The organism is Citrobacter sp. L55 (genome assembly GCF_002850715.1).
GTDB lineage: Bacteria > Pseudomonadota > Gammaproteobacteria > Enterobacterales > Enterobacteriaceae > Citrobacter > Citrobacter braakii.
This window is the reverse complement of sequence record NZ_KZ559408.1, coordinates 138,458-150,143: the sequence shown is the minus strand read 5'-3', so window position 1 is coordinate 150,143 and position 11,686 is coordinate 138,458. Positions and strand designations below refer to the sequence as shown.

Annotated in this window: 10 protein-coding genes and 1 riboswitch; of the genes, 2 read left to right on the top strand and 8 right to left on the bottom strand. The window is 55.1% G+C overall.

Annotated features, from left to right (window positions below; genetic code table 11):
- Positions 1–148: 148 nt before the first annotated feature.
- The 4 genes from thiQ to sgrR form a co-directional block, all read right to left on the bottom strand.
- Positions 149–850 (bottom strand): thiamine ABC transporter ATP-binding protein ThiQ, encoded by a 702-nt coding sequence (gene thiQ, locus B9P82_RS19265; RefSeq protein ID WP_016151677.1) that lies wholly within the window; start codon positions 848–850, stop codon positions 149–151.
- Positions 834–2,444, bottom strand: coding sequence for a thiamine/thiamine pyrophosphate ABC transporter permease ThiP (gene thiP / locus B9P82_RS19260; protein ID WP_101700756.1), 1,611 nt, complete (start codon positions 2,442–2,444; stop codon positions 834–836). The genes thiQ and thiP overlap by 17 nt, the downstream gene beginning before the upstream one ends.
- Complete coding sequence (thiB, locus tag B9P82_RS19255) at positions 2,420–3,403, bottom strand: thiamine ABC transporter substrate binding subunit (protein WP_101700755.1); 984 nt, start codon at positions 3,401–3,403, stop codon at positions 2,420–2,422. Before thiB ends, thiP begins: the two co-directional genes overlap by 25 nt.
- A gap of 33 nt (positions 3,404–3,436) precedes the next feature.
- Positions 3,437–3,539: riboswitch (TPP riboswitch) on the bottom strand.
- A gap of 239 nt (positions 3,540–3,778) precedes the next feature.
- Positions 3,779–5,434 carry an HTH-type transcriptional regulator SgrR gene (sgrR, locus tag B9P82_RS19250; RefSeq protein WP_101700754.1) on the bottom strand — a complete coding sequence of 552 codons (1,656 nt, stop codon included), beginning with the start codon at positions 5,432–5,434 and terminating at the stop codon, positions 3,779–3,781.
- A 99-nt stretch (positions 5,435–5,533) separates the two neighbouring features.
- Between sgrR and sgrT the strand changes: the two genes are divergently transcribed.
- Positions 5,534–5,656 (top strand): glucose uptake inhibitor SgrT, encoded by a 123-nt coding sequence (sgrT, locus tag B9P82_RS19245; RefSeq protein WP_016151681.1) that lies wholly within the window; start codon positions 5,534–5,536, stop codon positions 5,654–5,656.
- Between the two features lie 115 nt (positions 5,657–5,771).
- On the top strand, positions 5,772–6,950 hold the full coding sequence (locus B9P82_RS19240; protein ID WP_101700753.1) for a sugar efflux transporter: 1,179 nt from the start codon (positions 5,772–5,774) through the stop codon (positions 6,948–6,950).
- 49 nt (positions 6,951–6,999) lie between these two features.
- On the opposite strand, the gene leuD is transcribed toward B9P82_RS19240, so the two are convergent.
- The 4 genes from leuD to leuA are packed head-to-tail and all read right to left on the bottom strand — an operon-like array spanning position 7,000 to position 11,681.
- On the bottom strand, positions 7,000–7,605 hold the full coding sequence (gene leuD / locus B9P82_RS19235; RefSeq protein ID WP_016155684.1) for a 3-isopropylmalate dehydratase small subunit: 606 nt from the start codon (positions 7,603–7,605) through the stop codon (positions 7,000–7,002).
- A 10-nt stretch (positions 7,606–7,615) separates the two neighbouring features.
- Positions 7,616–9,016: a 3-isopropylmalate dehydratase large subunit gene (gene leuC / locus B9P82_RS19230; protein WP_016155685.1), complete on the bottom strand. Its 1,401-nt coding sequence runs from the start codon at positions 9,014–9,016 to the stop codon at positions 7,616–7,618.
- Between the two features lie 2 nt (positions 9,017–9,018).
- On the bottom strand, positions 9,019–10,110 hold the full coding sequence (gene leuB / locus B9P82_RS19225; protein ID WP_016155686.1) for a 3-isopropylmalate dehydrogenase: 1,092 nt from the start codon (positions 10,108–10,110) through the stop codon (positions 9,019–9,021).
- Positions 10,110–11,681, bottom strand: coding sequence for a 2-isopropylmalate synthase (gene leuA / locus B9P82_RS19220; RefSeq protein ID WP_016151686.1), 1,572 nt, complete (start codon positions 11,679–11,681; stop codon positions 10,110–10,112). The genes leuB and leuA overlap by 1 nt, the downstream gene beginning before the upstream one ends.
- Between the last annotated feature and the right edge of the window lie 5 nt (positions 11,682–11,686).

Here is an 11,686-nt window from a genome sequence, read left to right as displayed (position 1 = left end):
AAGCTGAAAAACCTGCTTTGCGAGATCGAGGCCAATACGTTTAATATTCATGTGGACACCTCCCCCTGGGAACTGAAGTTAACACCTCAGTCTGGCACGATGATGCCGTAAGGTGGGAGGTGTCCATCACATCGGCCTGGGAAATCAATCACTCGGCTTTGATGCCCAAGAGCGTCGAGGCGCTGGCCTGACCGCTTAATAACTCATCCGTTTTGCCCTGCCAGGCGATGCGCCCGTCGGCGACCACAATCGAACGGGACGCAATTCGCGCCGCATCTTCTACACTGTGGGACACCATCAGTAAGGTAAGCTGTTTATCGCGACAGACTTCAGCAACCAGCGTTAACATCTCCTGGCGCAGGGCGGGATCGAGCGCAGAGAACGGTTCATCAAGCAGCAAAATGGGTTGTTCCCGCACCAGGCAACGCGCCAGCGCTACGCGCTGTCGCTGACCGCCGGAAAGCTCACCGGGGAGGCGCTCCAGCAGTGAGTCAATCCCCATTTGCTGGGCGATGTGATGCATTTTCTCCCGCTGCGATGCGTTCAGCTTCAATCCCGGGTTAAGGCCCAGGCCGATGTTTTGCTGCACGCTCAGGTGGCTGAACAGGTTATTTTCCTGAAACAGCATCGAAACGGGGCGACGTGATGGAGGCGTGGCGGTGTGATCTTCACCTTCAATCAACATGGTACCGCTGGCAGGCGTGAGAAAGCCGGCGATCAGATTCAGCAGCGTACTTTTCCCGGCGCCGCTGGGCCCGAGGATCGCGACCTGCTCACCGCGTGCGATCGACAGCGTAAAGCGCATCGGCAAATGGTGATAAAGCCATGTGATATCAATCAGTTTTAACATTTCGACCCGGCAATTTCTCAATAACAGTAAACAGCGTAAAGCACAGGATCAGCAGCAATAACGCCGTAACTGCGCCATCCTGACTGCGATAAGAGCCAATCTGCTGATATAAATAAAACGGCAGGGTGCGGAAATCCTCATTACCAAATAGCGCAACCACGCCAAAATCGCCAATCGACAGCACGCAGGCAAAAGCCATCGCCTGCGCCAGCGGGCGCTTCAGGGCGCGCAGTTCAACCACTTTCAGGCGCGACCATCCCTCAATTCCCAACGACTGGCACAACATACTGTAGCGGGTGGTGACGTCCCGCATTGGGTTTTCCAGCACCTTCAGCGCGTAAGGGATCGCCATCAGCGCATTGGTAAAAATGACAATGCCGTCGGCTGATTCGGGGAGTCCAATGGTGTTATTGAGCAGCAGAAAGAAGCCGGTTGCCAGCACGATGCCCGGCATGGCGAGGATCATCATGCCGCTAAGTTCCAGCATCTGACCCGCCAGCACCTGCTGTCGGGCACGCAGTTCACGACTGCTCCATAACAGCATCATGGTGAGAACTACGCACAACGCACCTGCCGCCAGCGCAATGCGCAGCGAGGTTCCCAGTGCGTGCCACAGTACAGGTTGCTTAAGAACATCCAGCATATGGCGGTTAATACCATCGACAATTACCGCCAGCAGCGGCGGCAGCAGTAGCAGCAGGGCCAGAATAATCAGCAGTGCGTCTGCCAGGCGGCTGTGCAGATGATCGTCGGGATCGCGCCAGCCCTGAACCAACGTGGTACCGGGGGCGATGGCGCGGCTCAGACGTTGGCTGAAGAGCACCAGCGCTAAACAACAAACCATCTGGATCAACGCCAGCATGGCGGCGCGGGCGGGATCGTAATCAAAGTTCAGCGCCTGATAAATCGCCAGCTCGATGGTTGTGGCCTGCGGTCCACCGCCCAGTGACAAAACAGTGGCGAAGCTGGCGAAACAGAGCATAAAGATGAGCGCCGCGACGGGAAGAATTTGCCGACGCAGCCACGGCCATTCAACAAAGCGGAAGAAATGCCAGCCGCGCAGACCCAACTGAGCGGCTAACTGTCGCTGTTCGCCGGGAATATTCTCCAGCGACTGCAACAGCAGACGACTGGCCATCGGCAGATTGAAAAAGACGTGCGCCAGCAGAATGCCCTGCAGACCGTACGGCGAAAACGTCCATTCCAGCCCGAATGTATGCCAGATCGAGGCCAGCCAGCCCTGACGACCGTACACGCTAAGAATACCGAAGACCGCGACCAGCACTGGCAGGATTAACGTCATCGCGCACAGGCGAAGCAGCGCCAGTCGTCCTGGAAAACGGCGGCGATAGAGCGCTCTGGCAAGGAAAATCGCCGGGATGACCGACAGCACTGCGGATAAAAAAGCCTGCCAGAAAGAAAAACGCACCACGTGCCACAGGTAGTCGTCTTGCCACAGTGAGATCCACTCCCCCCGTGGGGCGTTAAACCACAGCGCCAGAAACGCGGCCAGGGCAACGGTCACCATCAGCGTGGCGGCGGTAAGCCCTGGAACCAGCCAGCCGGAAATTAACGGCTGACGGCGCGTTGCCATTCGCTAATCCATGCCTGGCGTTGAGCCGCAACCTGCTGCGGCGTAAATTCCAGCGCGGTGGCTGGCTTATTCAGTTGCTCGAGTCCAGAAGGCAGGGCGACCTGGGTTACCGGATACATCCAGTTGCCGGTCGGAATCGCATTCTGGAAGGCTGGAGACACCATAAACTTGAGGAATTTCTCGGCCAGTTCCGGCTGTTTGCTGGCCGCAGTACGGGCGGCGACTTCCACTTGCAAATAGTGGCCTTCGCTAAAGTTGGCTGCGGCGTAGTTGTCTTTTTTCTCGGCGATGATGTGATAGGCCGGAGAGGTGGTGTAGCTGAGTACCAGGTCGCTTTCGCCTTTCAGGAACAGGCCGTAGGCTTCACTCCAGCCCTTGGTGACCGTGACGGTTTTTGCCGAAAGCGCGCGCCAGGCCTCCGGCGCCTTATCGCCATAGACTTTTTGCATCCATAGCAGCAGGCCCAGCCCCGGCGTGCTGGTACGCGGGTCCTGATAAATGACGCGCCATTTTTGATCGCTTTCTACCAGTTCTTTCAGGCTTTTGGGCGGATTCTTCAGCTTGTTCTTATCATAAACGAAGGCGAAATAGCCGTAATCAAACGGAACGAAGGTATCGTTTTTCCAGCCGCCGGGCACGTTTACGGCTTCACTTGCTACACCGCTTTTGGCAAACAGTTTAGTTTGGGTGGCGGCTTCCAGAAGGTTGTTATCGAGGCCCAGTACGACGTCAGCTTTACTGTTTTTTCCTTCCATGCGCAGGCGGTTAAGCAGCGAGACACCATCTTCCAGCGCGACCAGTTTCAGTTCACAGTTGCAGTCAGCTTCAAAGGTTTTTTTTATTGTCGGGCCCGGGCCCCAGTCAGCTGCGAACGAGTCGTAGGTATAAATGGTCAGTACAGGTTTGGCGAAAGCAGGCGCTGCGCACAGCAGTAAAAGCGGAAGACATTTTTTAAACACTTTGCACCTCATAAAGTTGGGTGGCAAAGGACTTGAGTTGCAGCCTCAAATCCCTTCGCCGGCATTATCCGGATCAGGTTCGACGGGTATCTCTCAGCCCATACACTTCATCATTCACGCTGCCTCTGTGTTGGCTGCGTTACTCGGCCCATCTCCGGGCCTCGCCCCTTCGGGGCCGCTGCAAGCAGCGTTCAAATCTGCTCCCGGCAGATTTGTCGCTCACCCCAGTCACATAGTTATCTATGCTCCTGGGGACTCACTCGCTTGCCGCCTTGATGCATCATGAATGATTTTGTGTATGTTTTTATTTAGCACCCCGTTGAGAACGGCGTTAGTGTAATGATTTTGTTGCTATGCGGCAATCAAGAGCCGGATCTAAGGATCCGGTGGTGCAAACCACGCTGATTTAAAATCAAACCAGCCGAGGGTATTCATGCGTAACCCGCGCATACTGCGCTGTCCTTGAATGATGAGCCAGTGGTGGATTAGCGGCACAATGGCCTTTGTGGCGAGCAGCTGTTGGCACCATGCCGGCAGGCTCATTTCGCCCGTTCGCCAGCGGGCCGCATCGTTTTCCCAGTCCCGCGGGATACAGTTTTGCAGCAACGGGACTTCGCACAAATGGGCGAACAGCGAGAAATCCAGCGGTAGGGTAAAGTTGGCGCTGTTGAGCCAGATATCGCTGACGATTTCACCCGCATGCCACTGATCGTAGTCGATCTCCTGAATATTTAACTGTACCTGATGCTCTGCCAGCAACGTCTTCATGATCTGCGCGATAATCCGATGTTCGATGTGATCGCGATAGTAGGTGATCGTCAGCGTTTCCAGTCCGGCGGGTTTTTCACCATGGCCGGGTTTGGCATGGTGCCAGCGGGGGAGCAAACCGTAGGCGGGAAACCACAGTCGCTGAAACTGTTCGTCGGCGTGGCAGATGAGATGGGTTGGCGAAAGAACGCGGCTAACCCAATCGCGAACCTCCTGATTAGCGCCACGGTGGGTGCGCGCATCAAACAGCAGGTAGTAGCATCCTTCCTCGAGGCGGCTTTCGATCGCCTTTTCATCCTCCGTGGGGCCTTTTAGCGTCAACCCACCGCCAGGCTCTTCACCGATATCGGGTAAAACCCAAACGTTAACTTCGTCGATCAGCGCCCGGTAGCCAAAGTAATCATCAAATGCATGAATTTTCAGTTGGTTATTGGTATTGCGCATCACCGCATAGGGACCAGTGCCAATTGGGTGGCTGGAGAAGTTGCTGAGCGTCTCCCATTCTCGCGGCAGGATCATGGCGGGGACTTGCCCCAATAGCCAGGGAAGCCAGCGGTCGGGTTGGGCGAGATGGATATCCAGCGTCCAGGCCGTGGGAGAAACGATCTGCGTGATGTGCGAGTACAGCGGCAGGGCGTTAATGCGCATCAGCGAGGTGATGACATCTTCCATTTCCAGTTCGCGGCCATGATGAAAATGAATCCCCGGACGCAGGAAGAATCGCCAGTGTAAAGGTGAAATCTGCTGCCAGTGATGGGCGATGTCCGCTTCCAGTTCCCCATTTTCCTCATTTACCCGAATTAAGGCGCTGAAAATTTGCCGGGCGATATGAGTTTCTGAACGGCGTAGCGCCGTACCGGGAAGCAGGTTGTGCATGGGACGATAATAGAGAACGCGCATGATGTGCCGCCCCTGGCGAAAACTGCGTCCCAGGTGCGAAACCAGCATCTGTCGTACGGCCGTTTTGTCACCGACCAGCTGCACCAGTTGATCGATGCGATCCTGTTCCAGCAGGTCTTCTGCCCGCTGCTGCTGGAGTGCCAGCCCGGTATAGAGGAAAGTCAGGCGCGAGCGTTTACCTCGCCCAACTTCGGCTTCCCACGTTAACCAACCGCGTTCTTGCATGGTATTGAGCAGGGTACGCATATGGCGGCGCGAACAACTCAGCAGCTCCGCCAGCTCGTTCAGCGTCGTGTCTTGCGTTTTGCCGTCACAGCATTGCCACAGACGGATGAACTGTTGTTGCAGACGACCAGAAGACATAAAAGGGGAACTCCTGCGAAAAACTCAGCAATTTTATTATCCCTATATTAAGCCAATAATAGATTCCGATGAAGCGATGAGACAACGAAGGGGTCATCTATGCGTCAGTTCTGGTTGAAATACTTTACCGCGACAGAAAAATCGTCCTGGTTGGCTTGCCTGAGCGCACCGCAGCGCTTAAAGATGCTCGAAGAACTGATGCAGTGGGAGGTGACAGCCTGACTCCTGAATTGGGAATTGCAGACATCATGTGTGACTGAGTATTGGTGTTAATCGCCGCGCCAGCAGATAATCACTGCTGGCTTTTTTTGTTTCTGCTGCGCTAAAAGGAACTGTAATGCTCTGGATTATGACCATGGGACGGCGCCTCAACGGCGTTTACGCGGCATTTATGCTGGTCGCTTTTATGATGGGCGTAGCAGGGGCGTTGCAGGCACCCACGCTGAGCTTGTTCCTGAGCCGTGAAGTCGGGGCGCAGCCGTTTTGGGTCGGGCTGTTTTATACCGTCAATGCGATTGTCGGGATCGTTGTCAGCCTTGGCCTCGCGAAACGATCCGACAGCCAGGGCGACAGGCGCAAGCTGATCATGTTCTGCTGCCTGATGGCAATCGGAAACGCGCTGCTGTTTGCGTTTAATCGCCACTATCTCACGCTTATCACCTGCGGTGTGCTGCTGGCCTCGCTGGCGAATACCGCCATGCCGCAGCTGTTTGCGCTGGCGCGGGAATACGCTGATAACTCCGCGCGTGAAGTGGTGATGTTTAGCTCGGTGATGCGTGCGCAGCTTTCGCTGGCCTGGGTAATTGGACCGCCGCTGGCCTTCATGCTGGCGCTGAATTACGGCTTTACGGCGATGTTTTCCATTGCCGCAGGGATTTTCGCCATTAGCCTGGTGCTGATTGCGCTGATACTGCCGTCAGTCACGCGGGTGGAGCAACCTGTTGACGTACCGCTGGAACAGACCGGCGGTTGGCAGGACAAAAATGTGCGCATGTTGTTTATTGCCTCCACGCTGATGTGGACCTGCAATACCATGTACATCATCGATATGCCGCTGTGGATAAGCCTTGAGCTGGGGTTACCGGACAAGCTGGCCGGGCTCCTGATGGGGACGGCGGCTGGGCTGGAAATTCCGGCGATGATCCTGGCGGGCTACTATGTGAAGCGCTTTGGCAAACGGCGAATGATGATCGCGGCCGTCGCGGCGGGCGTACTGTTTTATCTTGGTTTGATCTTCTTTCACAGCCGCACGGCGCTGCTGGTGCTGCAACTATTTAATGCAGTATTTATCGGTATCATCGCCGGGATAGGAATGCTGTGGTTTCAGGATCTTATGCCCGGGCGTGCGGGGTCAGCGACCACATTATTTACCAACAGTATTTCAACGGGGGTCATTCTCGCGGGAGTGATTCAGGGGGCTGTTGCGCAAAGCTACGGTCACTTTGCCGTCTATTGGGTGATTGCGGCGATTTCTGTGGTCACGCTGGTGATGACCGGGCGGGTAAAGGACGTTTGATTTTTGTAGTGCCGGATGGCAGCTTACGCCTTATCCGGCACCACAAGGACTAGCGCATAAACGCTGGCTGCTTGTCTTCGTACTCGGTGATGGCCGCTTCATGCTGCAGCGTCAGCCCGATGCTGTCCAGACCGTTCAGCATGCAGTGGCGGCGGAAGTCGTCGATTTTAAAGCTGTAGGACTTATCGCCCGCTTTCACCACCTGCGCTTGCAGATCCACTTCAAATTTAATGCCCGGATTGGCTTTCACCAGGGCGAACATTTCATCTACCTGCGCGTCGCTCAAGGTCACCGGCAGCAGTTGGTTATTGAAGCTGTTGCCGTAGAAGATGTCAGCGAAGCTTGGCGCGATCACTACTTTAAAGCCGTAATCGGTCAGCGCCCATGGCGCATGTTCACGGGAAGAGCCGCAGCCAAAGTTTTCCCGCGCCAGCAGAATTGACGCGCCTTTATATTCCGGGAAGTTCAGTACGAACTCTGGGTTAGGCTGTTGCCCTTTTTCATCCAGAAAACGCCAGTCGTTAAACAGATGAGCGCCAAAACCGGTGCGCGTAACCTTCTGCAAAAACTGTTTGGGAATAATCGCGTCGGTATCCACGTTGGCGGCATCCAGTGGGACAACCAGGCCGGTATGTTGGGTAAATTTCTCTGCCATGGTAGTTTCCTTATTTGATGCTGCGAATGTCGGCAAAATGACCGGTAACGGCGGCAGCGGCGGCCATGGCCGGGCTGACTAAGTGCGTGCGACCACCGCGGCCCTGGCGGCCTTCAAAGTTACGGTTGCTGGTGGATGCACAGCGCTCGCCTGGGTTCAGGCGGTCATTGTTCATGGCCAGACACATGGAACAGCCCGGTAAACGCCATTCAAACCCGGCTTCGATGAAGATCTTGTCCAGACCTTCCGCTTCAGCCTGCGCTTTCACCGGACCAGAACCCGGCACAACCAGCGCCTGTACGCCTGGCGCAACTTTGCGCCCTTTGGCGATTTGGGCCGCAGCGCGTAAATCTTCAATACGCGAGTTGGTACAGGAACCGATAAACACTTTATCGATGGCCACTTCTGTTAACGGAATGCCCGGTTTCAGCCCCATATATGCCAGCGCTTTTTCAGCCGATGCGCGCTCAACGGGATCGGAAAATGACGCCGGGTCGGGAATATTATCGTTCACCGAGATGACCTGACCCGGGTTCGTACCCCAAGTGACCTGCGGTGCGATTTCTTCTGCCTGCAGGGTAACGACGGTATCAAACGTCGCGTTGTCGTCGGTTTTCAGCGTTTTCCAGTACGCAACCGCGTTGGTAAAATCCTCACCCTTCGGTGCGTGTAAACGACCCTGCACATAGTTAAAGGTGGTTTCATCCGGTGCGACCAGACCTGCTTTGGCGCCCATTTCAATGGCCATGTTGCACAGGGTCATACGGCCTTCCATGCTCAGCGCACGGATGGCTTCGCCACAAAATTCAACGACGTGTCCGGTACCGCCTGCACTACCGGTTTTACCGATAATCGCCAGCACGATATCTTTGGCGGTAATGCCAGGTGCTGCTGTGCCGTTAACTTCAATCTTCATGGTTTTGGCACGCCCCTGTTTCAGGGTCTGCGTCGCCAGAACGTGTTCAACTTCAGAGGTGCCAATACCAAAGGCCAGCGCGCCAAACGCGCCGTGTGTGGCGGTGTGGGAGTCGCCGCAAACGATGGTCATACCCGGCAACGTTACGCCTTGCTCAGGCCCCATCACGTGAACGATCCCCTGATACGGGTGGTTCAGGTCGTACAGTTCGACGCCAAATTCATTGCAGTTTTTGATCAATTCCTGCATCTGAATGCGCGCCATTTCGCCGGAAGCGTTAATGTCTTTGGTTTGCGTGGAGACGTTATGGTCCATGGTGGCAAAGGTTTTACCCGGCTGGCGCACCTGACGGCCATGCGCACGCAGGCCATCAAACGCCTGCGGAGAGGTCACTTCATGCACCAGATGTCTGTCGATATACAACAGCGGGGTTTCGTTTTGCGCTTCGTAGACGACGTGCGCATCGAACAATTTTTCGTATAACGTTTTGGCCATGATTACACCCCTTCTGCGACGTAACGGGCAATAATGTCACCCATTTCATCGGTACCGACTGCGGCAGCGCCACGGGCTAAGTCACCGGTGCGAATGCCTTCTTCTAATGCGCGGTTGATGGCGCTCTCAATTGCGGTTGCCGCATCATTGGCGTCCAGGCTGTAGCGCAGCAGCAGCGCCAGCGAAAGGATTTGGGCGATAGGGTTAGCAATGTTTTTCCCGGCGATATCCGGAGCGGACCCGCCAGCGGGCTCGTACAGACCAAAGCCCTGCTCATTCAGGCTGGCGGACGGTAACATCCCCATTGATCCGGTGATCATGGCGCATTCGTCAGACAGAATGTCGCCAAACAAGTTGGAGCACAGCAGCACGTCGAACTGGGATGGATCTTTGATCAACTGCATCGTCGCGTTGTCGATGTACATATGCGCCAGCTCAACATCCGGATATTCATTAGCAATTTCATTGACGATTTGGCGCCACAGAATAGACGTTTGCAGTACGTTGGCTTTATCAATCGACGTGACTTTGCGGCGACGCTGGCGAGCAGATTCAAACGCGATACGTGCGATACGCTCGATCTCGAAACGGTGATAAACCTCGGTATCAAAGGCTTTTTCATGTTGTCCGCTGCCTTCGCGGCCTTTTGGCTGACCGAAGTAGATACCGCCGGTCAGTTCGCGCACGCACAGGATGTCGAAACCGTTCGCGGCAATATCTGCGCGCAGAGGGCAAAATGCTTCCAGCCCCTGGTACAGCTTAGCCGGGCGCAGGTTGCTGAATAATTTGAAGTGTTTACGCAACGGCAGCAGCGCGCCGCGTTCAGGCTGCTGGTTTGGCGGCAGATTTTCCCATTTCGGACCGCCAACGGAGCCAAACAGAATGGCGTCAGCTTGCTCACATCCTTCAACCGTCGCTGGCGGCAGCGGCTGACCATGGTTATCGATAGCTGCCCCCCCCACGTCGTAGTGGCTGGTGGTAATGCGCATGTTAAAACGGTTGCGGATTGCGTCCAGTACCTTCAGGGCTTGCGCCATCACTTCCGGACCAATACCGTCGCCCGGCAAAACAGCAATATGATAATTCTTCGACATCACACGGTTTCCTTGTTGTTCTCGTTGTTCTGAGCTTTGCGTTGCAATTCTTTTTCGACTTCTTCGGCGCGCCAAATGTTGTTCAGCACATGAACCATCGCTTTCGCGGACGATTCGACGATATCTGTTGCCAGACCGACGCCGTGGAAGCGGCGACCGTTATAATTAGCAACGATATCCACCTGGCCCAGCGCATCTTTACCGTGCCCTTTGGCGGTCAGGCTGTATTTCACCAGTTCGATGTTGTACTCGGTCACACGGTTGATGGCCTGATAAATGGCATCGACCGGACCGTTACCGTTCGCCGCTTCGGCTTTGACTTCTTCACCGCAGGCCAGCTTGACGGAGGCGGTGGCGATGTCATTTGAGCCGGACTGCACGCTGAAGTAATCCAGACGGAAATGCTCCGGCTCTTCCTGCTGTTTATTAATAAAGGCCAGCGCTTCCAGGTCGTAATCAAATACCTGACCTTTTTTATCCGCCAGCTTCAGGAATGCGTCGTACAGGTTGTCCAGGTTGTATTCATTCTCTTTATATCCCATCTCGTCCATACGGTGTTTCACCGCGGCGCGTCCGGAACGGGAAGTCAGGTTCAACTGCACCTGGTTCAGACCGATGGATTCAGGCGTCATGATTTCGTAGTTTTCACGATTTTTCAGTACGCCGTCCTGATGGATGCCAGAGGAGTGGGCAAAGGCGCCGCTACCGACAATGGCTTTGTTGGCCGGAATGGGCATGTTGCAGATTTGGCTGACTAACTGACTGGTACGCCAGATTTCCTGGTGATTAATGCGGGTCTGTACGTTCAGGATATCTTTGCGCACTTTGATCGCCATGATCACTTCTTCCAGTGAGCAGTTACCGGCGCGTTCGCCGATACCGTTCATCGCGCCTTCCACCTGGCGAGCACCGGCGTGGACGGCCGCCAACGCGTTGCCAACGCCCAGACCTAAATCATCATGGGTGTGCACGGAGATGATGGCTTTATCGATATTCGGTACGCGTTCATACAGACCAGAAATGATTGCTCCGAATTCGAAAGGCATGGTGTAGCCAACGGTATCGGGGATATTGATAGTTTTGGCACCCGCATTAATCGCGGCTTCGACCACGCGGGCCAGATCGGCAATAGGGGTACGGCCAGCATCCTCGCATGAGAACTCCACGTCATCTGTATAATTACGCGCACGCTTCACCATGTAGACTGCTCGCTCGATCACTTCATCCAACGTGCTGCGCAATTTCGTCGCGATATGCATCGGCGAGGTGGCGATGAACGTATGAATGCGGAAAGCCTCAGCGACCTTCAGAGATTCTGCGGCAACGTCGATATCTTTTTCTACGCAGCGGGCTAAGGCGCAAACGCGGCTGTTCTTCACCTGACGAGCGATGGTTTGTACGGACTCAAAGTCACCCGGTGAAGAGACCGGAAAACCGACCTCCATCACGTCAACGCCCATACGCTCGAGGGCCAGCGCAATCTGCAGTTTTTCTTTCACACTCAGGCTCGCCTGTAACGCCTGTTCACCGTCACGTAAGGTGGTATCGAAAATAATGACTTGCTGGCTCATGGTTT